The 23541-nt window shown below is 57.1% G+C and carries 22 protein-coding genes and 1 tRNA gene; 15 read left to right on the forward strand and 8 right to left on the reverse strand.

What is annotated here, in order from left to right; all coding sequences use genetic code 11:
• Nucleotides 1-100: 100 nt before the first annotated feature.
• From OHL13_RS02770 to OHL13_RS02800, 7 genes are all read left to right on the forward strand, one after another.
• On the forward strand, nt 101-1771 hold the full coding sequence (locus OHL13_RS02770) for a sugar porter family MFS transporter (protein ID WP_263408585.1): 1671 nt from the start codon (nt 101-103) through the stop codon (nt 1769-1771).
• A 448-nt stretch (nt 1772-2219) separates the two neighbouring features.
• A complete protein-coding gene (locus tag OHL13_RS02775) occupies nt 2220-4655 on the forward strand; it encodes a DNRLRE domain-containing protein (protein WP_263408586.1) in 2436 nt (811 codons plus the stop codon).
• Between the two features lie 85 nt (nt 4656-4740).
• Entirely contained in the window at nt 4741-5448 is a 708-nt protein-coding gene (locus tag OHL13_RS02780) for a phage tail protein (RefSeq protein WP_263408587.1), read from the forward strand.
• Nucleotides 5449-5532: 84 nt separating this feature from the next.
• Nucleotides 5533-6075, forward strand: coding sequence for a phage tail protein (locus tag OHL13_RS02785; protein WP_263408588.1), 543 nt, complete (start codon nt 5533-5535; stop codon nt 6073-6075).
• An 87-nt stretch (nt 6076-6162) separates the two neighbouring features.
• Complete coding sequence (locus OHL13_RS02790) at nt 6163-6612, forward strand: GNAT family N-acetyltransferase (protein ID WP_263408589.1); 450 nt, start codon at nt 6163-6165, stop codon at nt 6610-6612.
• Between the two features lies 1 nt (nt 6613).
• A complete protein-coding gene (locus OHL13_RS02795; protein WP_263408590.1) occupies nt 6614-9088 on the forward strand; it encodes an NHL domain-containing protein in 2475 nt (824 codons plus the stop codon).
• Nucleotides 9089-9110: 22 nt separating this feature from the next.
• Nucleotides 9111-9686: an outer membrane beta-barrel protein gene (locus tag OHL13_RS02800; protein ID WP_263408591.1), complete on the forward strand. Its 576-nt coding sequence runs from the start codon at nt 9111-9113 to the stop codon at nt 9684-9686.
• A gap of 79 nt (nt 9687-9765) precedes the next feature.
• Here OHL13_RS02800 and OHL13_RS02805 read toward each other — a convergent pair whose 3' ends face one another.
• The 3 genes from OHL13_RS02805 to OHL13_RS02815 all read right to left on the reverse strand — a co-directional run bounded on the left by OHL13_RS02805 (nt 9766) and on the right by OHL13_RS02815 (nt 11753).
• Nucleotides 9766-10167, reverse strand: a complete 402-nt coding sequence (locus tag OHL13_RS02805; RefSeq protein ID WP_263408592.1) for a nuclear transport factor 2 family protein — start codon at nt 10165-10167, stop codon at nt 9766-9768.
• 96 nt (nt 10168-10263) lie between these two features.
• Entirely contained in the window at nt 10264-10866 is a 603-nt protein-coding gene (locus OHL13_RS02810; protein WP_263408593.1) for an NADPH-dependent F420 reductase, read from the reverse strand.
• A gap of 152 nt (nt 10867-11018) precedes the next feature.
• Complete coding sequence (locus OHL13_RS02815) at nt 11019-11753, reverse strand: SDR family NAD(P)-dependent oxidoreductase (RefSeq protein ID WP_263408594.1); 735 nt, start codon at nt 11751-11753, stop codon at nt 11019-11021.
• A gap of 289 nt (nt 11754-12042) precedes the next feature.
• Between OHL13_RS02815 and OHL13_RS02820 the strand changes: the two genes are divergently transcribed.
• Nucleotides 12043-13044, forward strand: coding sequence for an AraC family transcriptional regulator (locus tag OHL13_RS02820; RefSeq protein ID WP_263408595.1), 1002 nt, complete (start codon nt 12043-12045; stop codon nt 13042-13044).
• Nucleotides 13045-13260: 216 nt separating this feature from the next.
• On the opposite strand, the gene OHL13_RS02825 is transcribed toward OHL13_RS02820, so the two are convergent.
• The 4 genes from OHL13_RS02825 to OHL13_RS02840 all read right to left on the reverse strand — a co-directional run bounded on the left by OHL13_RS02825 (nt 13261) and on the right by OHL13_RS02840 (nt 17115).
• Complete coding sequence (locus OHL13_RS02825; protein WP_263408596.1) at nt 13261-14034, reverse strand: hypothetical protein; 774 nt, start codon at nt 14032-14034, stop codon at nt 13261-13263.
• A gap of 64 nt (nt 14035-14098) precedes the next feature.
• On the reverse strand, nt 14099-15001 hold the full coding sequence (locus OHL13_RS02830; RefSeq protein WP_263408597.1) for a hypothetical protein: 903 nt from the start codon (nt 14999-15001) through the stop codon (nt 14099-14101).
• A gap of 188 nt (nt 15002-15189) precedes the next feature.
• On the reverse strand, nt 15190-15834 hold the full coding sequence (locus tag OHL13_RS02835; RefSeq protein WP_263408598.1) for a TetR/AcrR family transcriptional regulator: 645 nt from the start codon (nt 15832-15834) through the stop codon (nt 15190-15192).
• A gap of 699 nt (nt 15835-16533) precedes the next feature.
• Nucleotides 16534-17115, reverse strand: a complete 582-nt coding sequence (locus tag OHL13_RS02840; RefSeq protein ID WP_263408599.1) for a TetR/AcrR family transcriptional regulator — start codon at nt 17113-17115, stop codon at nt 16534-16536.
• 337 nt (nt 17116-17452) lie between these two features.
• Here OHL13_RS02840 and OHL13_RS02845 point away from each other — a divergent pair, with 337 nt between their 5' ends.
• The 4 genes from OHL13_RS02845 to OHL13_RS18760 all read left to right on the forward strand — a co-directional run bounded on the left by OHL13_RS02845 (nt 17453) and on the right by OHL13_RS18760 (nt 20029).
• Nucleotides 17453-18205, forward strand: coding sequence for an SDR family NAD(P)-dependent oxidoreductase (locus tag OHL13_RS02845; protein ID WP_263408600.1), 753 nt, complete (start codon nt 17453-17455; stop codon nt 18203-18205).
• 94 nt (nt 18206-18299) lie between these two features.
• A complete protein-coding gene (locus tag OHL13_RS02850; protein WP_263408601.1) occupies nt 18300-18902 on the forward strand; it encodes an NADPH-dependent F420 reductase in 603 nt (200 codons plus the stop codon).
• A 210-nt stretch (nt 18903-19112) separates the two neighbouring features.
• Complete coding sequence (locus OHL13_RS02855) at nt 19113-19496, forward strand: hypothetical protein (protein ID WP_263408602.1); 384 nt, start codon at nt 19113-19115, stop codon at nt 19494-19496.
• Nucleotides 19497-19645: 149 nt separating this feature from the next.
• Entirely contained in the window at nt 19646-20029 is a 384-nt protein-coding gene (locus OHL13_RS18760) for a zinc finger domain-containing protein (RefSeq protein ID WP_449649496.1), read from the forward strand.
• A 78-nt stretch (nt 20030-20107) separates the two neighbouring features.
• Here OHL13_RS18760 and OHL13_RS02860 read toward each other — a convergent pair.
• Nucleotides 20108-20184 (reverse strand) — tRNA-Met (locus OHL13_RS02860).
• Between the two features lie 198 nt (nt 20185-20382).
• Here OHL13_RS02860 and OHL13_RS02865 point away from each other — a divergent pair.
• The 3 genes from OHL13_RS02865 to lysA all read left to right on the forward strand — a co-directional run bounded on the left by OHL13_RS02865 (nt 20383) and on the right by lysA (nt 23522).
• The gene (locus tag OHL13_RS02865) at nt 20383-21729 is read left to right on the forward strand and encodes a BON domain-containing protein (protein ID WP_263408603.1); all 1347 of its coding nucleotides are present in this window, start codon (nt 20383-20385) and stop codon (nt 21727-21729) included.
• 120 nt (nt 21730-21849) lie between these two features.
• Nucleotides 21850-22170 (forward strand): PspC domain-containing protein, encoded by a 321-nt coding sequence (locus tag OHL13_RS02870; protein ID WP_263408604.1) that lies wholly within the window; start codon nt 21850-21852, stop codon nt 22168-22170.
• Nucleotides 22171-22238: 68 nt separating this feature from the next.
• Nucleotides 22239-23522, forward strand: coding sequence for a diaminopimelate decarboxylase (lysA, locus tag OHL13_RS02875; protein ID WP_263409111.1), 1284 nt, complete (start codon nt 22239-22241; stop codon nt 23520-23522).
• Nucleotides 23523-23541 lie beyond the last annotated feature (19 nt).

Here is a 23541-nt window from a genome sequence, read left to right on the forward strand (position 1 = left end):
GAGCTTGCCATCCGGCCTTCTGCCATACACTGGCCTAGAGCTATCCACTTGATCATTTGGGGTTAGAACGTACATTTTTACCCCACCGCCCGGAGTGTGCATGAGTCGCTTTGGTTCCTCGACCGCGTTTTACACCTATCTTCTGCTATCGGTAGCCGGCCTTGGCGGCCTTCTATATGGCATCGACGTCGGCATTATTTCGGGAGCTCTGTTGTACCTGGGCAAGACCGTTGATCTGACCGTGAGCCAGACCTCGATTCTGGTGGCTGCCGTGCTGGGCGGCAGCATGCTCTCTTCGCTGATTGCCGGCGTGCTGGCTGACTGGTGCGGACGCAAGAAGATGATGGTTGTCAGCGGCCTGTTGTTTGTCTTGAGCGTTGTGCTGATCGTACTGTCGCAAGGATTCTGGTCCTTGCTTGCCGGCCGCATTCTGCAGGGGCTGAGTGGCGGTGTGATTGCCGTGGTTGTTCCTCTGCACCTGGCGGAGAGTCTTCCGGCTTCAACACGTGGCCGCGGTTCGGCCATCTTCCAGTTCATGCTCACCGTCGGGATTGTGGCTGCGGCTGGAATCGGCGTCTATTACAGCCGTGGAGCCGAGCAGGCGATTGCAGCCGCCAATGGCAACGCCACGCTGATTCGCGCGGCTCAGGATCACGCATGGCGCGGCATGTTCCTGTCTGTCATTTATCCCGGATCGTTGTTTCTGCTGGGGACTTTTTTCGTCAGCGAATCTCCGCGCTGGCTGCATCGCATGGGCCGCAAGGAAAATGCGCTGGCCGTACTGCAGCAGATTGTTTCCCCGGAAGAAGCTGCCCGTGAACTGCGTGAAATGGACTCTGTGGAGCCGAAGTCCTCTTCCTCCTCACAGTCCGCCGCGGGATCGCTTCTGCAGCGCAAGCACATTGTGCCGTTTGTTCTGGCCTGCGTGATTCTGGGCTGCAACCAGGGCACAGGCATCAACTCGATTCTTGGTTACCTTTCCATCATCCTCAAGCAGGGCGGCATGTCCGCGCTGGAAGCCACGCGCGGCGATCTTGTGGTGAAGATTCTCAACTGCGTGATGACAGTCGTTGCTGTGGCCCTGGTTGACCGCAAGGGGCGCAAGTTCCTGCTCATGCTGGGAACAGGCGGCATTGTTCTGTCGCTCCTCTTTGGAGGAACGCTCTTCCGCATCTCTGAAGCGAAAAAAGTGGAAGTAGCCGATCAGATGCGGACGATGGTGCAGGGCAATCGCCTGACCGTCTCGCCGGAGTTTGTTCGCCGCGATAGTGGTGATACTACCCTGACGGTTCTTTATGGCTACGGGGATGGCGACCGGATTGCGACGCTGAGCTCGGCTGAAAAAGAGCCTCTGATACTTGCTCCGGAACCGACGGCTCCCACGGCGGCGCTGCAGATTCATCGTGCTTTTGTCGCTCCTCTGCCGTCGCGGCAGACGGCATGGCTGATCGCGTTGAGCCTGGCTCTGTTCATCGCCGGTTACTCGGTCGGCCCGGGTGTTGTGGTGTGGCTGGCGCTGTCTGAGCTGATGCCTACCCGCATACGCTCCGCAGGCATGGGTATTGCTCTGCTGATCAACCAGGGTGTCTCCACGCTGATCGCTGGCGTCTTTCTACCGGTTGTATCCTCGCACGGCTACTCGGCAATGTTCTTCTTCTGGGCCGGCTGCAGCCTTGTTTACTTCCTGACAGCGACCTTCTTCCTGCCGGAAACGAAGGGAAGGACCCTGGAAGAGATTGAAGCGATGTTTGCGAATGCGAAGAAAGCTTAGCGAATAGCTCGGCTCTGAAACACCTGCGGCGGAAGTATGGGCGCAGATGCTTTGCTACCCATCTTCCGCCGCAGGTGCTTTCAGGAAAGTTCAGCATCGAGTGACCTCATAATTTTGCAGAGATTTTTCTGGGATATAAGTACATAAGGTCGCGGCATGGATGGGTTTCAAGAATACGAGTTTCCCCCCATATTCTGTATTTGCGATGCAAGGAAAGTAAGTTGACGTGATCAAGACGCAGCAGGATCTGGCGAACGGTCGTGAGAGAGATGCAAAAAAAATCTTTTGACAACTTTTCAAAAGCCAGATACGGTCTCATCCGTACCTAAAACTTTAGCCATAGCAGTCATGGCATTTCTTTGGCTCGGTGCATGAGCTGAGCTGTAATCTGCATTGATTCTCGACGGGACAGACCTGCGTCTGTAACTGCTGAGAAGGAGAGTGTGTCTTGAAACGTTCTGGCTTTCTTCGCCTGCTCGCGGGCATAGTTGGGTTCGCTTGTGCCACCGCCGCATACGGCCAATTGACTGTATCGGGTGATACCACCCTCAATAGCAATCACCCCACGCTCAACTATGGTTCGCTTTCCAATCTGTACGTTTCAAGCAACCAGTCGACGTTGGTGCAATTTAGCCTTTCCGGTCTTCCTGTGGGGACGACGGCCAGTCAGATTGCCAGGGCGACGGTTAGCTTTTATGTAAACCGTGTTAATACGCCGGGACTGATCAGCGTGGCTCCGGTGAATGCTGCGTGGAATGAGTATGCGGTGACCAGCGCAAGTTCGCCTTCCATCGGGACGGCGTTTACCAGCGTCACAGCGACGACTCCGGGCCAGTATGTGGTGATTGATGTCACCAGCCAGGTGCAGTCGTGGCTGGCAAATCCAGGTACGAATTTTGGCATCGCGCTGACGACGAACGCGGCCAATGTTTTGCTGGACTCGAAGGAAAATGATCAGACCTCTCATCCGGGCTCGCTGGATGTTGTGGTGACTTCGATGGGTGCCACTGGAGCTACGGGGGCTACCGGAGCGCAGGGCATCCAGGGTGTTCAAGGCATCCAGGGCATTCAGGGTGTAACCGGAGCTACCGGTGCCACCGGAGCTGCGGGCGTCCAGGGCATTCAGGGTGTAACTGGCGTGACGGGAGCAACCGGCGCTACAGGAGCAACTGGAGCCACAGGTGCGACCGGCGCTACGGGAGCCACTGGTCTTACATTCCAGGGACCATGGTCCAGCTCAGTTGCCTATTCCGTCGGCGATGGAGTGTCCCTCAACGGTAGTTCCTGGATTTCGCTCACGGGCAATTTCAACGTCACTCCCGGATCGGATAGCACGGTATGGGCACTTCTTGCCCAGCAAGGATCCACGGGTGCGACGGGAGCCACTGGTGCACAAGGTCTGCAGGGTATCCAGGGCATTCAAGGCGTCACAGGGGCCACCGGTCCCCAGGGTCCGCAGGGTATTCAAGGTGTTCAGGGCGTCACAGGTGATACGGGGCCAACCGGAGCCACAGGTGCTACGGGTGCTACGGGGGCTACGGGTGCCACTGGCGCAACGGGAGCTCCGGTTTCCTTCAAAGGCACATGGTCTTCCTCGACTGCTTATGCCGCGGGTGACGCTGTCTATCTGAACGGATCTTCCTACATTGCACTCTTCAACAACCTGAATGTAAATCCCGCTACCGACGTAGCAGGATCGGGCGGAACCTGGGCGCTGCTGGCCCAGCAGGGCGCTACGGGAGCAACTGGTGTCACGGGCGCTACCGGAGCTACTGGTCTCCAGGGCCTGCAAGGGATTCAGGGTATCCAGGGTGTGACGGGTTATACCGGAAATACCGGCTCAACCGGTGCAACAGGCGCAACGGGCGACACAGGTGCAACAGGGGCTACCGGTGCTACGGGAGCAACGGGCTCTGGCGTCAGCTTCAAGGGGGCCTGGTCCAACACGCAGACCTACGCCATCAACGACATTGCGACCTATCCGTTTACCAATGGATCGACCTACATCTGCATCTCTCCGGTAACATCGCTGCCAGGAGCTTCGCCCGATACCGATACCACCCACTGGAAGTTATTTGTTCCCGCCGGTTCGACCGGGGCAACCGGTGCTACAGGCGGTATTGGCCCCACTGGACCTCTAGGCCCGCAAGGAGTCCAGGGGATTCAGGGTGTGACGGGTGATACCGGAAATACCGGTGCAACGGGAGCTACCGGAGCAGCCGGATCGGTTGCCTACCAGAGCGTCTACTCAACCGCCACCACGTATGCGAAGGGTGACGTCGTCTCGGACTCCAACTACTTCAACAGCTATATCTCTCTGGCGAACAGCAACCTCAATAACCCACTGCCCACCGGCAACACGCCGACTGCATTCTGGGCTCGTCTTGCATCTCAGGGTGCGCAAGGCCTGCAGGGAATTCAAGGCGCGAATGGTCCACAGGGGCCGACAGGACCGACGGGTGCAACGGGTGCGACAGGTCCGGCCGGAACGGCTGGGGACGGCCAAACGCTGACCAGCATTCCGCTGATCGTTGTTGGTCATGGAGCTGCTTCAACGCAGGCCAACTTCTCTCTGACGTCGAGCGCTGCAACCACTTCGTCTACAGCGAACTATTACATTGTGGCCACCCTGGCTCCGGCCTCGTGCCACGCCTATGTCACCATCTTCTCGTACGGCAATGCAATCACCTGGAACCTCTTCCAGGCGACGTATAGCGGAGGCAATACCTTCGGCACGCCATCGTCCAGCTCCTGCGCCACCAGTAGCGGTAACGGATACAGTTGCACCATCGACGGTGGAACTGTGAGTGCGGCAACTGGGATGTGGATGAACGAGTCAGCGGCAACCGCCGCCAGCTTTACCACAGCATTCTCTTGCCAGTAGAGTCTTTCAACCGCCGCCACCTTCTCGTAAACCGGGACGGTGGCGGCAACTATATCGTTCCAGGAACTTGTGGAGAAATGTAACGATGGCAGATCCATTTATCGGTGAAATTCGTGCTGTTGGCTTCGATTACGCGCCCGCGGATTGGGCGCCATGTGACGGCCGGCTTTTGCAGGTCTCGCAGTACCAGGCCCTGTTTGCTCTCTTGGGCACCATGTACGGTGGAAATGGTACCAGCACCTTCGGCCTTCCCGACCTGCGTGGACGCTCGGTCATCGGCGCCGGGATCGGCGCAAACCCTCCTCTTGCTCCCGTTGTGCAGGGAACCAAGTATGGCGCCCAGCAGGCTCAGCTCCTGCTCTCCAACATGCCGACGCATAACCATATCGCAATGGTGAACGATCCCGGCCATGCGCACTTGGCTGGCATGCCCTCGCATACCCATACCTTTGCCGTGCCCTGTGCGGCCAGTGCAACTACGGCCACCTCTACTGATCCGAACGGTAACGTGCTGTGCACCACCCAGGCCATCGAAGACGCTATCACCAATAGCCCTCTCGGTGTCGATCCGGGCCCTCTTCCGCTCTATGCTTCCACCGCAGGCGGAACGATGGCCAGCGCAAACACGGGTACGCCATCTGTGACTGCTACCACGTCCACTTCGGTCTCGACTACCGGAATCTCCGTTGTTACCGCCAATACGGGGTCAGGTTTGCCTTTTTCGATTCAGTCCCCTGGGCAGGGTCTCTACTACATCATTGCGCTCCTCGGCATCTGGCCGACGCGTCCGTAAACATGAACCATGTTGCAAAAGTATCGGTAGCATCCATCCAGGCTTATTGCAGAGTTCTAGAAGTTCAGGAAGGAAGTCACGCTCATGTCAGATCAATATCTCGGCGAAATCAGAATCTTCGGTGGTAACTTCGCTCCATCGGGCTGGGCCCTGTGCAACGGGCAGTTGATATCCATCAGTCAGAATTCCGCACTTTTCGCTATCCTCGGAACAACCTATGGTGGGGACGGCGTTCAGACCTTCGCTCTGCCTAATCTTCAGGGCCGTCTGCCATTGCACTGGGGAACTTCCACCACCGGCTCCAACTATGTTCTGGGAGAAGTGAGTGGTTCCGAGAAGGTAACTCTGCTGGCGAATAACCTTCCCATGCACACACATGCTATTTCGATTCCCGTTAATAGCGGTCCGGCAGACCTTTCGGATCCCACTGGAGCAATTGAATCCACGCCGAATGACCCAGCCAGCGGAAATCCGATCTCGTCATACACAAAGAATGCGGCGACTGGAGCCGCATTACCGTTCCAATCCGGAATTGCGGGTAGTTCAATCCCCATCTCTGTCATGCAGCCATTTCTGTGTGTGACCTTCATCATTGCTCTCGTAGGGATCTTCCCCTCCAGGGGCTAACAGGTAAGAATGCCGGTCGTGTATACAGTGCGAGCGATAGAAGCGCGGCCGGCATTTCGCAGGGCAGTACCGCAGGACGAGGTATTTTTGTTGAAGCTCTTTACCGCAACGAACGATGCTTTGAGGACCATGCCACCGCAGATGCGGGAGGTGCTGGCGCCGATACAGTACCGTGCCCGCCAGGCCAGCTATGCGGCAATGTATCCGCTGCTGGAGGACAGGGTGCTATGTCTGGAAGATGGCACGGCTGTGGGGCGTCACCTGATCCATCGTGGAGCAAGCGAGATCCGGACGGTAGACATTGCTGTGCTGCCGCAGTATCAGCGGCAGGGGATTGGCCGCGCTTCTCTGCAGCAGCTTCAGCTGGAGTGCGGGGAAGCCCGAGTTTCGCACACATTGAGCGTTGCGAAAGGTAATCCAGCGGAAACACTGTATCTCCGACTGGGATTTTCCGTGACCGGCGCCGATGAGATGTATCTCCATATGAGTTATGGAGCGGATGAGAGTACGGAGAGAGAAACTGAGGCAGAGAACTAGGATGGGAACTCCTCGTTGGAACATTCTGAAACTGGCATGTGCGACTGCATGGATTGCGGCCTCTGCGGTTGCAACGGCGCAGACTCCAGCGCAACTGAAGGTGCTGTCTGGCACGGGAGTGAGTCTGAGTGCGCCGCAGGTGGCACTGGTGAATGGCCAGCAGGCCGTTACTGTTCCGCTGAATGCCCCGGCGCAACTCTGCTATGACGCAGCGGGCAATTTCTATATTGCGGACCAGAACAACAACATTATTCGTAAGGTCGATACCGCCGGCATCATAACGACCATTGCCGGGACCGGCGAGCAGGGCTTTGATGGCGACGGGGGCGCGGCTACCAGCGCTACGCTGGACTCGCCGCAAGGTATCGCAATCGATACATCTGGCAACCTGTACATCGCCGACACGCGTAACCATCGCATTCGCAAGGTGAGCACGAGCGGCATCATTACGACTATTGCAGGCACAGGCGTTGCCGGGTTCTCCGGGGATGGCGGCGCTGCAACTTCGGCAACCATCAATCTTCCTACCGCCATCGCGGCCGACAGCAACGGGAATGTCTTTTTTGCGGACTCGAACAACAATCGCGTACGCGAAATCGTTGCCTCGTCCAGCGTGATTCAGACCGTGGCAGGCAATGGGGAGCAGGGCTACACCGGGGATGGAGGTTCAGCCACCAGCGCGACCCTGGATACACCGCAGGGAATTGCAATCGACAGCGCGGGCAACCTGTATCTGAGCGATACGCATAACAACCGCGTCCGTAAAGTGTCAGGCGGCATCATTACAACCATCGTTGGTGATGGAACCTTTAGCTTTGCAGGGGATGGAAGTGCAGCAACGTCTGGATCGCTCGCCTCTCCGCATGGAATCGCGGTGAACGCTGCCGGAACAACGTTGTACGTTGCGGATAGCAACAACAATCGCATCCGGCAGGTGAATAGTTCCAATGTCATTTCAACGGTTGCCGGAAGTGGCGAACAGGGTCATGATCAACTCAATGGCAGCGCAACCGCGGCTTCATTGGATACGCCGCGGGGTGTGACAACTGGTCCATTTGTGTCCTTTGCCTTTGCGGATACAGGAAACGATATTGTCCGCGCGGTTTCCAATTCGAATATCGTAACCACCGCAGGACTTGGCAACCAGAGCACAAGCCTTCTTGCGCTGACAGCCTCTGCGCAAACGACGACATACGGCCAGGGCACTTTGACAGCTACGCTGTCCAGTTCCACCCAGGCAACCGGGAGCATTATTTTCTATGACTATGGCTCTCAGGTTGCCACGGTTGCCTTGACCAGCAACACCGCCATTCTGAATCTCGGCTCCCTGAATGCCGGCACGCATAGCCTGAGTGCTTCCTTTGCTGGCGACGGTTCCAATCCGTCCGCGGTCAGTGGAGTGATGGTGGTGACTGTCAATCCATTGGCCATCACCGCGACCATCACTCCGTTGGTCTTGCAATATGGTCAGACGATTCCGGCGGTTACGGGCTCACTGTCCGGCGTACTTGCACAGGACAACGGCAACGTCCAGGTAGCGTTCAGCACCTCGGCCACCGCGACCTCCGTTCCCGGAGCGTATGCCGTGACGGGTACGCTTTCTGGAAGTGCGGCCCCGAACTATACGCTATCTTCCATTACCGGCAATGTTCTTATCACCAGGGCTGTATCGCTGGCGGCGTTGACCTCCAGTGTCAGCAACTCCCTGTTGGGATCGCCGGTTACCTTGCAGGCTGCGGTAGCAACGTCGACGACCGGGCAGCCGACCGGAACAGTGACCTTCATGGATGGTTCCAACATCCTGGGGTCGGCGCAGGCCCTAACCGCGGGCAGAGCCTCCGTTGCAGTATCCTCGCTGACGGCGGGCGCGCATAACCTGACTGTCGTATATAGCGGTGATACGAACTTCAATGCCAGCACTTCGTCAGCCGCTGTGGTGCAGATCAGCGATTTCAACTTCTCGCTGAGTTCGACAACGGGATCCACGCAGACAGTGATTCCGGGGCGTTCGGCAACCTACAACCTTGTCGCTGCACCGGTAAGTGGTACCTTCAGCTTCCCGATCACACTCTCGGCCGCGGGTCTGCCTCCGGGAGCGACTGCTACCTTCTCTCCGTCCACAATTACGCTCGGTTCCAGCAATGCCAGCTTCACCTTGACGGTTCAGACGGTGGCGGCAACGGCGATGGCACACCCGGTGAAGGGAATGGGAGGCAGCGCGGCTGTTCTTGCTCTGCTCTTCCTTCCGTTCTCCTCGCGTCTGCGCCGCGGTGCACGCAAGTGGAAGCCAGGGTTACTGATGCTGGTGCTTGCTCTGAGCCTCGCTGCGGTTGGCGGGTTGACCGGATGCGGCAGTGGAACGGGTTACTTCGGTCAGCAACAGCAATCGTATACGGTGACCATCAATGGAACAGCCAGCGGTCCGAATGGAACGACCCTGCAACATTCTTCGACTGTTGTACTGGTGGTGCAGTGATGGAGTTGAAAGTAAGCCTGTGATGAGACAATCCCGCACCCTTCTTACGCTTATCGGCTTGACCTATGCGGCAATGCTCCCTGCCCAACAGCAGCAGGGCGTTCGCCCGCTGCGGACAGACATTGTTGCGACATATACAACCGAGCGCTCGCTTCGCACCAGCTCAGGACAGAGCTTCTGGAAGCAGGGAGGCTCTGTCAACTATGGGACCGAGTTGTGGAAGGGCTTTGGTCCAGCCGCTGATCTATCCGTGACTCACACCGGCTCTATCGCGACCAGTGGTCCGTCTCTTACGACATTGGCCCTGACCTTTGGCCCGCGCTATCGCTGGCATCCGCACTCGAAGGTTACTCCGTTTGGAGAGGCGTTGTTCGGTTTCGTCCATGGCTCGAACAGCATCTTTCCCTCAACCGCCGGATCTTCTTCCAGTGCCACCAGCTTTTCCATGCTGGTGGATGGCGGTATTGATTTCCATGTGGGACGTCATTTTGATCTCAGGGCTCCACAGCTCGGCTGGGTGCATTCGACGCTGCCCAATGGGGCAGATAATGTCCAGAACAACTTTCGGTTGAGCTTTGGAGCCGGAGTCCGCTTTTAGCGCTATCAACGGAAGCGCATTCGTACACGTTAAGAATCAGCTCCTTGCGTGATCCTTGTTGATGGGGCAGGCGTGGGACTCACGGCTTCTCGGAGGCACGCGCCAGGGCTTGCGTGTCGATGTACTCCCGGATCTTCGTCAGTTTGCCATCTCGAACGGTAATGTCGAAGACCCAGTCGTCCTTGAACGGCTTATTCGTGGCTTTGATTTTCCCCGTAGCGACGCCGATGACCAGAACCCGGTCTTCCTGCGCCACGAATTCAGGAGGCTTTGGATAGGTCATTTCGATCTCTTTGGATGCCTTCTGGAGCACGGCTTCTAATTCAGTGTGCCCGCGGTGAGTGCCGGCCAGCGGCCAGTCCTCGCCTGGAATGATCCACTCAATATCTTCGGCAACCAAGGTAAGCACACGTTGCTTATCGCCGCTGCCTATTGCTGCAAAGAAATCTTTCACAACCTGCACATTCTTTTCGATACTCATTGAAGTTTCTCCATTTCCCTGACATCGGATCGTGTCCGATCGAGTCGAACGTTTCGGAATCCTTCTACTCGGACCAGTTCGCACGGTCGGAGATCATTACTGCTGCTTCTTGAACAAATCCTGGAAGATGAGCAGACCCCAAGTTTTACCGCGTGCGTGCACCAGTGCGCCACCCTCGTTGAACCTTCCGAGCTTGACGGGTGCGAACCCGAGTTGTTTGGCCAAATCCGCCACCGGAGCAATCGCGTCCTCGTCGTCACTCGACAGAAAGACGGCCCGGTGGCCGCCCTCGACGACTGGATCAGTAGCCAGGGTGGCTGCAACCAGGTGATTGAAGCCTTTCACGAGCCTGGCGCCGTTGAACGCTCTCGCGACGAAGGCGGAGGACGGGAGACCATCCAAATCTTCAGGGGGAACTCCATACGCGTTCGTCACGTCGATGATCGTCTTGCCTTTCCAACTTGGTAGGGCCTTGGCAACGTCGAGATGTTGATCGAACAGGACCGCCAGGAAAATGGTGTCGGCCTTGAGTGCTTCCCGTAGCGATTTGGGGACTACCGTGGGTCCAATCGCCCGAGCCTGTGGTGCTAATTCCTCGGGCGAGCGGCGGCTCGCGACGGTCACGTCGATGTTGTTACGGGCGAAGGCGCGGGCGAGGGCCTGGCCTATCTTTCCGAATCCTACAATCGCGTAGCTCATGATACTTCTCCGATACAGGTTGATGTTGCTATTGACTCCACGGCCTTCCACCGCGGGAACTTGAGTTCCGTTCAGTGGCGACCTTCCGTAAACGTTCCGCGGTAAACATCTTGCGGGGCGGAAGGTCAGCCACTCACCAAGGTCTGGAGGCGTTAAATCGCCGTCATTCCACCGTCAACAAACAACTCCTGCCCGTTCACGAAGCTTGAATCGCTCGAAGCAAGAAACAACGCGACCGTCGCGACTTCCTCAGGTTGCCCCATCGTTCCCCGCGGGATCAGGGATTCGAAATACTGCTTCGCTTCCGGGGTGAGAACTGCTTCCTGCATCGTTGTGGCAATAGCACCGGGAACCAGAAGGTTCACCCTGATCTTTCTCTCCTTGAGCTCGTTGAGCCAAGTGCGAGCAAAGGAGCGCAGCGCCAACTTGCTTGCCGCATACACGCCGAAACCAGGGAAACCTTTCGCCGCGGCATTGGACCCGGTCATGAAGATCGATCCACCATCGTTGAACAGCGGCAATGCTTTCTGCACCGTGAAGAGGGTTCCGCGCACGTTCAGGTCGAAGGTCTTATCGAAGTGCTCCTCGGTGATCTGCCCCAGCGGGACAGGCTCGCCTATGCCGGCGCTTGCGAACAGGATGTCGATCTTGCCTTTCTCCCGCTTGATCGTCTCGAACAGGCGATCAAGGTCGTCGAGATTGGCCGCGTCACCTTGTACGCCGGTCACGTTGCGGCCAATCAGCCTGACGGCTTTATCGAGCGTCTCCTGCTTCCGGCCCGTGATGAAAACGTAGGCACCCTCTTCAACAAACAGTTTGGCGCTCGCCAACGCCATGCCGTCGGACCCGCCCGTGATGACTGCAACCTTACCTTCAAGCTTTCCCATAACTACTCCTTTAATTCATGTCAGCGTTCAGTACACTTGAGTAGAGTGCTTTGGCGGTGGACGAGAACTGCCCAGGAGTCCAAATCTTTTGTCTGTTCGTCCAGAAAGAGAGCTGAACCGAGCGGTGTTGCATCTTTTGATTGAGCCGCGATGTGCAGCTCAATCAAAAGAGTGTGGGAGTTGTGACTCTTCCGCTCCATGATGCTGCGCTTGTTCGCCAAGCAAAGCTGTGCAGTTTCATACAGCTCTCACAGAACACGATGTCTTTCGAAGCAGATGGAGGGCTAAGTTGGACCCGATCACAGACATCTTCAGAACGATGCACGTAACCGCTGTAGGTCTGCACCGGCTCGAAGCCACAGCTCCGTGGGGAATAAAACAGGAACAGCAGACCGAAGAAGATGTCACGCCTGCCGGCAAGAAGATGTTTCCCACTGATTTGGTGCACTTCGCTATGCTGTCGCGCGGTAACTGCTGGCTGACTGTGGAGGGGACTCGAGAACCAATTCCCCTCACCGGTGGTGATTGCTTTTTGCTAGCCCGGGACTCTTCGATCGTTTTGCGCGATAGCCCGCGAACACCTCCCAGCCTAAGTTTCCGCGAGATCGGGGGCGCAGGTGACAACAATGTCATTCACTATGGAGGTGGTGGCGCACCGACCACAATCGTTTGTGGGGCCTTCAGTTTTGATCGTGTCAGCCTGAAGCCGATCAACCAGTTATTGCCGAGCTTCATTCTGATGAAGGCCGATCAGGCACGCACGCTTGCTCTTCACATGACAATGCAGGCGCTGGCATCAGAAATGGCAGAACAGGCACCGGGATCGGGAGTCGTCGCGAGTCGGCTGGCCGAGATTCTGTTTATCCATGTACTACGGGCACATATTGCGTCGGAACCGGAACGCAATAAGGGCTGGCTTCGTGCCGTTTTCGATCCTCAAATGGGCACTGCCCTAAGAGCCATTCACGGTAGAGTGAGTACACCCTGGACAGTCGAATCCCTGGCCGAGGCGGCGGGCATGTCTCGCTCCGCATTCGCGGCACGTTTCAAAGAGCTACTCGGACAAACACCGCTGGAATATGTAACCCAATGGCGAATGCAGAAGGCCATGCAGTTACTCGAACATCGTGACAAGAAGCTCATCGATGTTGCTAGGTCGGTCGGTTATGAGTCCGACGCTGCATTCAGTAAGGCATTCAAGCGAGTTGTCGGGACCAACCCTGGCGAATACGTCAAACATGGCATCGCCCCCTCACCAATAAGTATTCCTGCGCTCCTCGACGCTAACTGAAATCCCAGTGTTGAGACGGTGCAAACAGCTCACTGGCGAGAAGAGCGTTTCCCGGGACCGATCAAGGCCTCAACATGGAGCAAGAACGTAAATCAGTATTCGTGCTTTCATTTCGACATTTTTCGATATGGAAGTGTGGCCCGTGCTGGAAAGAATCCCTAAAGACCCGGCAAGCCTTCGCAATAGCCAATAGCTCACTCGATCATTCTTTATGCGCTAGTCGAGCGCGCTCTTCTTGGAGTGTGCCCTTGTCCAAGCGTCATATTCGGCGCGGGTAATGACGGAGAAGTGCAACTGCCCATCCGCGAGTCCCTCTTCATCTTCAAGCAGTGCGTATAGCTCCTGCGTCAGCCATGTTGCTTTGCGGGAGACATGAAGGGTTGCACCATAAAGATTCGGGGTATCGATCTCTTTGTTCTGATCGGGTTTGGTTTGGAGTTTGCTCGAGATATCGCCCGCCACTTCGGAGAACGCGGCGCCGTGGAAGTCAATATCGATCTGAGAGAGTACGCTGTCTTTGAAATGCCACGTAACAGGATGTGGACGAGTATTCGGAAGGGATCGAACGATTAAAGCCGTCGGAGTCGGTGAGCCGCTTAGTGCTATCAGAGAGTGGCATGTGGCGATGACGTCTGGCATCCGCTTGTCGTTTACGATAGGCATCCCCTGCTTTGCCAGATCTTCGAGTTCGCCGCGGCTAGGAAGTCGCTTTAGCTTGACCCTGAAATTTGTGTCTGAAGAATTCAAGACAGTGGCGAACACTTGTTCTCCAACCGCATAGGCGTCTTGTTTCGACAAAGCGCGAATTTGCTCTGGGGTCAGCGGCTTCGGTTCCGACGCACGGCAAGGTTCGATCCTGCTTTGAAGCCCGGGCTCCTCAGCAAGGAACTGCGGGATGCTCTCCCCGAGATGGTGCCCCATGATGGCCGTCTGAGAGAAGGCTGGGCAAGCCGATAGAACTAGCGGAAGAATGAATCTGCGCAACGTCATTGAGTACTCTCCGAGGGAAGAATCACAGGCGGCAAGGGATTAACTCCTCGCCGCCTGTGATTGGCTACTCTTTTTCGAAATGGCACTCAAGATAGAGGTTTGTGGCGTATTGATTCGGGACCACCTGTACGACCTTGCCGATAAGGGTGGCGTAATCTCCATTGCGCAGAGCGAGAAAACGGTTCAGTTGCTTCGGATCGGAGTGGCAGGTGATTGAGGCCGTTTGCGCCCCGGCGGGTGAACCCAACAAGCCCGTCTTGGCCTTGGAGTTGTACATAATATCGATCGAGTTCGTACCATTCTGGATACTCTGGGCCCTGGAAATGGCCTCTGCAGGCGTCATCGTAATGGAGACTTGGCCGTCGATACGGTAGACACGCCCCATGTACTCATTCACAATGTCGTCTGGCTTCAGTGCACGACCCCAGGCGCGTCTGGTCAGTTTCTGTGCGAGTTCGGTAGCGGTGATATTGGTTATCTCATCGCTATGCGTCTGGGCATGGGCGGCTGCAGCGGCGGCGGCACCGGCGCTATCCATCGTGACATGCGTCAGGATGCCGCACATGAAGCTCTGCATGTTCTCAGCGGTGCTGGTCTGTCCCTGATTGAGCTGAAGCGCCATAATCAAGCGGTTGTCTGCTTTATTGGCCTTGAACAAGATGGGAAAGCCTTTGCTTGCATGAAGGAGGCTGCCCTGGGCTTTGCGAACGACGGTGAGTGTACCCTCATCCCCCTCATAATTTTCAGCGCCCGGAGCGAGATTATTGTCGAGCGCAATCTTTTCTACCTGGCCAAGAGCACTGTGCGGATCCAGATTCGGAATAGTCACGAATGTTACATATGAGGCTCCGTTCCTCGGGTCGCCACTTACCTTAAAATTCGCTTCGCACGATCCCTGTGCCAGAACAGGCTGTGCTGCACACGCAATGAGAGGGAGAATGAATCCCCAGTAATTTTTCTTGCGCATTCGAAAATCTCTCCACTTCATGTTTTGAGGAGCGTCCGTTGAACGCCCGTATGGATCGGGAAGCGCTTAGCTTTAATACCGGCTGCGCACGCAAGATAGACCTACAAGAATCGATCGATTCCTAAAAATGATACCGACCGTTCTCCATCGCGTCAAAGCTCGGACTTCACACAACGACCTCATCAACCTCAAGCTTTGCGTTTAGGCGTTTTCTGGGCCATTTTCTTTTTGGCCCGATGAGGCTGGCCCGAATCCCGTAACAACGGAGCCATACCGGTTTCATATTCAAGAAGCTTTTCTGCAGAGGCCCAGGCAACGGCTGCAGAGCTCGAACTGTTTGTTGCTCGAGCTTCGACGGTCGCGCCGTCGAGCAGCATCATGAATATATGAGCCAGACGCTTTGCGGAAGACGCCGGTACGGCCTCTTGCAATATGCCCACCATAAGGTCGGTCATCGAATTCCTAAAATTGACCGCTGTATCCGAGATAAGAGGCCTCTTCGTTCCGAATTCTGCGAGCGCTCGTTCGAATAGGCAGCCCGCAAACTCAGGCGTACAAAACCATGACTGATACCAGGTGAAAATCGATCTCAGCCGCGCTTTTGGATCTGTGATGTGGCGCATCTTTAGCTCGATGCTCTCGAAGATATGCCTGTGGCGTTGCAACAGCACTTCTCGAATGAGTTCGTCCTTCCCTGCAAAGTGCCGATAGAGCGTCATCCGCACAACACCAGAGTCGCGAATGATCCAGTCCACTCCGACAGCTTGAAAGCCGTGCTCGGAGAAGAGCGCAGTAGCCTTTTCCAGGAGAACCTGCCGTTTTTCACTGACCATCGCTATTTCTCCTTTCGGGCCGGCCAACTACGTTGAGACAGAACAGGCGTGTCCCTGATCGGTAAGTCGACGGGAGCCAAGCCGCCGCGACTCCTATCCATTTTTACAGGATGGATGTGTCGGCAGGGGAATGCCCACTCGGAGACCTTGTTTCGTTCATTGGCAATTCGAGCACCGCGATTTTGATAGAGCGGTGCGTTTGCATACTCTTCTTCGTTGCGAGATGGAGATCAGGTAGGTGACTGTTTCCAGAGGATGGCGGATTTCGTGCATCAACTTCGGGAGCGAACGCGAAACAGCGCTCTTGGAAATGTGTCAATCGCCCGGCACGGATCAGTACCGCTGTCCATCGATCAGGATGTTTCGATCCTCAGCTGGCAACTGTAGGTCGATGGGCGTTTCCAGCTTAGGACGGTTTGAATGGATGCTCGGAGATTTGTCTTCGTTTCAAAATAGCTGGTGCGTCCGCATATCTGCGGAACTTACGTGCGGTCCGCAGATGAATTGGTTTCCAGGAGCTAAAGAATTTGGCGATGATGCATTCTTCTGGCCCAGGCGATTGGCATAGCCCAAGGCTCGGCATCCGATTCGGTGACCAGAGCTCCACGCGCGATAAGCACCTTCGCCATCTCCAACCTGCCCAGCCCAGCGGGGTCGACCTCAGCAGATCATCGCGCAGATCGAGCCCTTGCTCCGTGGTCAATGACCATGGCAGCTAAGCGGGCCCTTGCCAGGCGGATTCGTCAGGATGGCGCTCGCGACAATGTGAAAGAGATGATTGGCCCTCGGCGCGAATGAGGGTTGGTCGACCGCCCAGCCGAGCGCCGACATCAGGGCAAACAGATCGTCTCCATTCATATCGGCGCGCGCCGTTCCTTTGGCCTGAGCACGGAGTAGTAGTTTCGCGCTCGCTGAGTGGATCGCTGCGCATGAAGCATAAAGAGCGGAGTCCGGGTTCGTGTGGGCGGCGGCCATCAGCGAGACAACGCCCTTGTAGCTTTGGGCGAATGCCACCCATTCGCGAACCCATGACACGAGCGCCTCATCAGGTGAATTCGCCGTTTCGAGTTCGCCTGCCTTCTGCGTCAGTGCGTCGAGATTAGTGCAAAGCAACGCTTCGTACAGGGCTTCTCGCGTCGGGAAGTGACGAAGCAGCGTGGCTAATCCGACGCCGGCTCGCCTGGCAATATCGCGCATGGACGCATTCACACCGTTCTCGGCGATGATGTCACGCGCGACGGCAAGTACGTGTGTGTAATTTTTTCTTGCGTCAGCGCGCACAGGGCTTCCTTGACAAATGGATCAGTGAACCAGATAATCGGTTCACTGATCCAAATATATCTGGATCAGTGATTCATATTATACAGCGCACTGTCCATCAGAGTGCGAGCATCGCCCAAGGTAACGAGGAGAACGCACATGAGCACTATCAGCATCATCGGCTCGACACCACGCGATCCAATGTAAGGGAACTGACAGATTTCGATGAGCGTCAGTACGGCTTCGAGAATTACGAAACCAAGTACGAAACTGTTCGGCTTTGGCTATCCAGTTGACGCACACGACGAATGAACTTGCTTGGACAACCGAATGCAAAACATCTATCGAAGGAGTAATTATGGGAAAGCTTGAAGGTAAGGTTGCGGTAATCACAGGCGGAAGCAGCGGGATTGGCTTAGCCACAGCCAAGCGCTTCGTGGAAGAGGGCGCCCACGTAGTGATCACCGGGCGACGTGAGAAGGAGCTGAAGGAAGCAGTCACCCTCATCGGGAAAAACGTTACGACGGTCGTGGGCGACGTGTCGCGCCTGGAAGATCTGGACCGCCTCTATGCCGTCGTGAAAGAGAAACATGGTCACATTGACGTACTCTTCGCGAACGCGGGCGCGGGTACGATCGCACCGCTCGCAATGGCTACGGAACAGCATTTCGACCAGACCTTCGACGTGAACGTCAAGGGAATGTTCTTTACGGTGCAGAAGGCCCTCCCCCTCTTCAAAGACGGCGGCTCGATTGTCCTCAACTCTTCTGTCTCCAACGTGAAGGGTCTCGCAGGCTTTACCGCCTACGCCGCGAGCAAGGCGGCTGTGCGCAACTTCGCGCGCGGCTGGACGATGGAACTGCTGGGCCGCAAGATCCGGGTGAATTGCATGAGCCCCGGCGCCATCGAGACTCCGGCTTTGGAGACGACGACGGGCCTCACCCCGGAACAGGCCAAGCAAGCCGCTGAGCAGTTCACCACGATGATTCCGATGGCTCGCAGAGGTAAGCCAGAGGAGATCGCGGCGGCTGTCACGTTCCTCGCGTCCGATGAAAGTTCCTACATCACCGGCATCGATCTCGCCGTCGACGGAGGCATGGCTCAGGTCTGATCTCGCCGCGGTTCCGGGGCTGGCACTCCAACTTTGTCAGTCCTGGGATCACGCTTCTCAAACCTAAGTTCTAACCCCCAGATCGGAGAACAGAATGAGCTATGCAATCGTAGGTTTCGGAAAGATAGGCCAGGCTCTCGCCCACGCCTTCGCCCGTAAGAACATTGAAGTCACCGTCGCAAGTCGCCGGAAGCCCGAGGAGTTAGCGCCACAGGCTCGGGAGATTGGACCCACGGTCGTCGCCAAGTCGCTGCAGGATGCACTCGAGGCCGACACAATCATCCTGGCGGTACCGTTCGGGCAGCATCGCGAGATTGCAAAAGCCCTGCCAAATTGGAACGGCAAGACGATCATCGATGCGATGAACTCGTTTCCAACTCCACCTGAAGAGCTGGACGGCCTCCCCTCCTCCTCCTTCGTGGCGAAGTCGTTCACCGGCGCCAGGTTGGTGAAGGGATTCAATCACCTGGGTGCGGCCAAGCTGGCTACCGACCCGGTCGTAGAGGGTGGGCACCGTGTCGTCTTTCTTTCGAGCGACGACGAGGACGCGTTCGCTCCCGTGGTGGATCTGGCGAAGCAACTTGGGTTCGCCCCCGTCACGCTGGGAAGGCTCAATGAGGGTGGCGCGCTAGTGCACGCACGCGGCCAGGCCTGGGGTCCGCTTATCTTTCAGGATCTATTCAAGAAGCAGCAGTAGTTATTCGTTGACTGTGTGATTTGGCACGAGAAGTTCCACTCAAATGCTTCTCGGCCTTCCCGGCATTGCCAGATGTTTTCGTCGAGCTTTCCGCTTGCGCAGGTAAGCCACTTTGGATTCCAGACGATGCCCGTGGTCTTTGTTACTCGACTCCTTGGACCTCCAAAGGCTACAAGCAAGGCCAGACATGGATGTCGGAACAGATGTGTGATGCGCTTTTGGCGTTGGAGCGATGGAGGCAAGCGTCCAGTCGTGGTGGATGCGGCGTCCTGCACACTCGGCCTCAAGGACGACATCCTCGAGCACCTTGACGACGAGCGTAAGGAGAAGCTCAAACGTGTCACCATCATCGATTCAATCGCTTGGTGTATGGATCTGCTGCCGTCTCTAAATATGCACAGGCAAATTCCCGAGATCATCGTTCACCCGACCTGTTCCACAACACATCTTGGTCTGAACAAATCCCTGCTTGAGATTTCGAAGGTGATTGCCGATCACGCAACCGTTCCTTTGGGAACTACTTGCTGCGGTACGGCGGAGATCGAGGCTTACTACACCCGGCACTTATCCACTCAGCAGCGCGAGACACCTTAATCCAAATCCAGAGCTCAAGCGCAGACACGTGCTTTGTCTCGGCCAATCGTACGTGTGAGTTGGGTATGCGACAGACAACTGGAAGAGTCTACGAGTCGTTCGACTTCGCGTTGGAAGAAGCGACCCGCTTCACAAACTCATGAAAGGATTTGCGCAGCAATCGGAATCATCGTGCCACCCGCAGCATTCATTCGCTGAGCTTTACCAATGCCTTGTGGGGATGCATCGTGCAGTGTCCGACATGCGGCTCAAGGCCTGGCGTCTGGTGCTGGCAGGATGGACCTACGGCCAACGGGAAGCGAGTTCTCATCCATGAGGAACGCAAGTTCGCGGCTGGGAGGCTCGGCGAAATCGGCTGGCACACGTTCCGCCACGCGTACCGTTCGTGGTTGGACGAGGCCGGAGCGCCGATGAAAGTGCAACAGGAGCTAATGCGTCACGCGTCGATCCAAACGGCCATGAACGTCTACGGACAGGCTATGTCGAACTCGAAGCGAATGGGAAGGTCGTCGAAATGGTGCTCAAGCCTGTAGAAGCGAGCGCCTAATCAGCGATTTTCTTATATAGGAATTTGTCGGAGCGACGGTCAAATCAGAAGTTATTGATTTGATTGGTTGCGGGGGTAGGATTTGAACCTACGACCTTTGGGTTATGAGCCCAACGAGCTACCGGGCTGCTCCACCCCGCATTCATAGGATGCCACTTCTGCCGACTTAGGTCAACCCTATGGAACTCGCCCCTTCGGCAGGGGCCATGGCAGAGAAGATCAAGAGTAATCCATCGCACCAAGGCAATTGTCAGACCAGAACTTTCCTCTGCGATTTGCGTCTAGACGAGCAGGGGTTGTCGGCTTGCTTCGTGTCAGCTGACAAGGATGGTGAAGCGTATGCGATGGAAGCGTTTTGGAAGTGTTTTATTTGCTGGCGTTCTGGTGGTGAGTGCCTCTGCCCAGGAGAAGAAGAGCAGCGTCTCGGACGCCCAGATTCAGTCCGATGTGTTGAAACAGCTTGCTGGTGACAGCTCGCTGCAGAACCAGGACATTCAGGCGTCGGTAGCATTTGGTACGGTAACGCTCTCTGGTTCGGTGACGGACGAGAATGCACGCCGCGCAGCGGAGCAGATAGCGGCCAAGGCCAATGGTGTCACCAAGGTTGTGGATGAGTTGTCGATCGGCGCGGCCCCGGCGCAGGCTTCGACCAACTCCGCCGAGGACGCTGGAGCGGCTGCCATTGCCGATGCTCAGAATGAGCCTGGACAGGCCCAGCCACAGCAGTATCCTCCAATGCAGGCGGATCAGCAGGCGCAGATGGACCAGCAGCAGGGCTATCCGCAATCGCAGGCGCCTTCACCGTCGTATCCTCAAGACCAGCCGCCGCCCCAGCCCGGTTATCCGGCTCCGCGTGCTCCATATCAGCGCCGCGTCTATGGGCCGTACCCATATCCCGGCGCACAGCAGCCTCAGCCACAGCAGCAGTATGCCTACCAGGGAGGCGGCCAGCAGGCCGGCCGCATGGTGACTGTGCCTGCCGGAACCGTTCTTTCCGTTCGCATCAATCAGCCGCTGGATAGCCGCAACGCTCAGCCCGGCATGAACTTTGACGGTACCGTGGTTGCCGACATTGTTGCGGACGGAGCCATTGCCATTCCGCGCGGGTCCACGGTGCATGGCCAGGTGGCGAATGTGGAAACCGCCGGGGCGGTAAAGGGGCGTGGAACCCTTTCCCTGCAGTTGACGGGTGTTTCTCTCGGGGGGCAGGAGTTCGCCCTCGCCTCTGAACCCTGGACGCGCAACGGCCGCGACAAGTCGTTGACCAGCGTGAACAGCACGCTGGGTGGTGCCGCGATTGGCGCTATTATCGGCGGTGTTGCCGGTGGCCCGGCGGGCGCAGCCATTGGCGCTGGGGTGGGCGGCGGAGCAGGTCTTGGAGCCGCAGCGGCATCCCCCAGTGGCAACGTCTGGGTTCCCGGGGAAGCCGTGCTCAGCTTCCGTGTCTCTCAGCCGGTGACCGTGGCCACGGTAGATCAGCAGGAGATGAACCGCCTGGCATATGGCGCAGGCCCGGCCGGTGGTCAGCCGATGATGCAGCCGCGCCCGTACCCCGTCGCGTACCCCTATCCCTATGGCTATCCTTATGGCGCGGTAGTGATTGGCGGGCCTGGGCCGTACTTCTACGGTGGTGGTTATCGCTATGGCTACTATCGTCCGTACTATCGCGGATACCGGCGCTATTAGTCTTTACCTCGTGCAATGTCAGCAGGGCCCGGCGAATCCAGCCGGGCCTTGCTGCGTTAGGGGAACGAAGGCCGCACCGGCAGCGTATGAAAGAATGGAATCTTCCACGGGAGTGTTGCCATGTACTGTTCTCGTTGCGGAAAGCAGTTAGGCGCCGGGGCCAGCTTTTGCCCGGCATGTGGCGCGCAGGTTGCGGCGGCAGACAATGTTGTCGGTGTGAACTTCGACGGGATCGTCAGGCCTCGCGTAGGGCGTACCGTAGCTGGCGTCTGTCTGGGAGTTGCGCGGCGCTATAGCTGGGATGTGAGCATGGTGCGTGTGGCGTGGCTGCTTGCGGTGGTCCTGTTCGGTACAGGTGTACTGGCTTACATCATCCTGTGGATAGCGATTCCTGAAGAAAGTTACGTGCTGCCCCCAGGGCCGCCGACGAGAGTTCCGTGAGCGAAGTGAAGGCCAAAGTAAAGTCCCCGGCTTTGAAGAGCAAAAAGACAAAGGCAAATCCCGCTGGCATAACAAAGCGGCAAAGCGGCGTGGAAGCCCGGCCATTCGTTTATCAGGGCCGCACGCTCAGCTGCAAAGATGTTGCGCTGGATACGCTGGCTGACAAGTTTGGCACCCCACTCTATGTCTATTCCGGTGACCAGATCCTGGAACGCCGTGCGATGTTTGCGCAGGAGTTTGCCGGCGTGGAGCATACTGTTTGCTACGCCGTAAAGGCAAACTCCTCGCTGGCCATTCTGAAGCTGCTGGCAAAAAGCGGAACGGGCTTCGATATCGTCTCCGGCGGAGAGTTGGCCCGGGTGATGCTGGCCGACCAGAAGGCCGTAGAACGCGTGGTGTTCTCCGGCGTGGGCAAGCAGGCGGAAGAGATGGACCTCGCCTTGAACTCGGGCATCCTGATGTTCAATGTGGAGAGTGAAGCCGAGCTGGAGCTGTTGGCTGCCCGCGCTGCCGCTCTGAAGAAGAAGGCTCGCATCGCTCTGCGTGTCAATCCCGACGTTTTTGCAGAGACGCATCCCTATATCTCCACCGGACTGCGCGAGCATAAGTTCGGCATCGACATCCGCATCGCCCGCAAGGTGTACCGCCGCGCGGCCAAACATCAGTGGCTGGAGCCGGTGGGTGTTTCCGTACACATCGGTTCTCAGATCCGTTCGACTGAGCCTTTCGGTGCAGCTCTGGCTCGCGTGGTAGACCTGGTCAAGCAGCTCCGCAAGGATGGCCTGAACATTCGCTATGTCGATGCGGGCGGTGGCCTGGGCATCGAGTACGGAACCGGCAACTTTGACCCTGCGGCCAAGGTGCACGAATACGCCAACGCTTTGAAGAAGGCCATGGGCGGGCTGGATATTCACCTGTTGCTGGAGCCCGGCCGCTTCTTCGTGGCGCAGGCAGGCGCGCTTCTGTCGCGCGTGCTCTACACCAAGGTGAACGGCAGCAAAACCTTTGTCATTACGGATGCAGCGATGAATGACCTCATCCGCCCGGCGCTCTACCAGGCGCACCACGAGATCTGGCCAGTAACCAGGTCCGCTTCAAAGAAGACGCTGGTTGCCGATGTGGTTGGCCCGGTATGCGAGTCGGGCGATTTCTTCGCGCGTGATCGCGAACTTCCCACGGTAAAGTCCGGTGACCTGGTGGCTTTGCTCGACGCCGGTGCGTACGGCATGACGCAGGCCTCCAACTACAACACACGCGCTCGCGCTGCGGAGGTGCTGGTGCGCGACGGCAAGGTAAAGCTGGTGCGCCGTCGCGAGACGTTGAAAGAGATGTTGGCGCAGGAAGTCTTTTAACCGCACCAGGAAAGAAACA

It is taken from the genome of Terriglobus tenax (assembly GCF_025685395.1).
GTDB classification, from domain to species: Bacteria; Acidobacteriota; Terriglobia; order Terriglobales; family Acidobacteriaceae; genus Terriglobus; species Terriglobus tenax.

Coding starts and splice junctions, on each gene's coding strand:
- OHL13_RS02830 (WP_263408597.1), bottom strand. CDS start 15,001: ATGCGCAAGAAAAATTACTGGGGATTCATTCTCCCTCTCATTGCGTGT.
- OHL13_RS02805 (WP_263408592.1), bottom strand. CDS start 10,167: ATGAGTATCGAAAAGAATGTGCAGGTTGTGAAAGATTTCTTTGCAGCA.
- OHL13_RS02795 (WP_263408590.1), top strand. CDS start 6,614: ATGGGAACTCCTCGTTGGAACATTCTGAAACTGGCATGTGCGACTGCA.
- OHL13_RS02800 (WP_263408591.1), top strand. CDS start 9,111: ATGAGACAATCCCGCACCCTTCTTACGCTTATCGGCTTGACCTATGCG.
- OHL13_RS02855 (WP_263408602.1), top strand. CDS start 19,113: ATGCGCTTTTGGCGTTGGAGCGATGGAGGCAAGCGTCCAGTCGTGGTG.
- OHL13_RS02815 (WP_263408594.1), bottom strand. CDS start 11,753: ATGGGAAAGCTTGAAGGTAAGGTTGCAGTCATCACGGGCGGGTCCGAC.
- OHL13_RS02835 (WP_263408598.1), bottom strand. CDS start 15,834: ATGGTCAGTGAAAAACGGCAGGTTCTCCTGGAAAAGGCTACTGCGCTC.
- OHL13_RS02810 (WP_263408593.1), bottom strand. CDS start 10,866: ATGAGCTACGCGATTGTAGGATTCGGAAAGATAGGCCAGGCCCTCGCC.
- OHL13_RS02870 (WP_263408604.1), top strand. CDS start 21,850: ATGTACTGTTCTCGTTGCGGAAAGCAGTTAGGCGCCGGGGCCAGCTTT.
- OHL13_RS02780 (WP_263408587.1), top strand. CDS start 4,741: ATGGCAGATCCATTTATCGGTGAAATTCGTGCTGTTGGCTTCGATTAC.
- OHL13_RS02845 (WP_263408600.1), top strand. CDS start 17,453: ATGGGAAAGCTTGAAGGTAAGGTTGCGGTAATCACAGGCGGAAGCAGC.
- OHL13_RS02785 (WP_263408588.1), top strand. CDS start 5,533: ATGTCAGATCAATATCTCGGCGAAATCAGAATCTTCGGTGGTAACTTC.
- OHL13_RS02825 (WP_263408596.1), bottom strand. CDS start 14,034: ATGACGTTGCGCAGATTCATTCTTCCGCTAGTTCTATCGGCTTGCCCA.
- OHL13_RS02770 (WP_263408585.1), top strand. CDS start 101: ATGAGTCGCTTTGGTTCCTCGACCGCGTTTTACACCTATCTTCTGCTA.
- OHL13_RS02865 (WP_263408603.1), top strand. CDS start 20,383: ATGCGATGGAAGCGTTTTGGAAGTGTTTTATTTGCTGGCGTTCTGGTG.
- OHL13_RS02850 (WP_263408601.1), top strand. CDS start 18,300: ATGAGCTATGCAATCGTAGGTTTCGGAAAGATAGGCCAGGCTCTCGCC.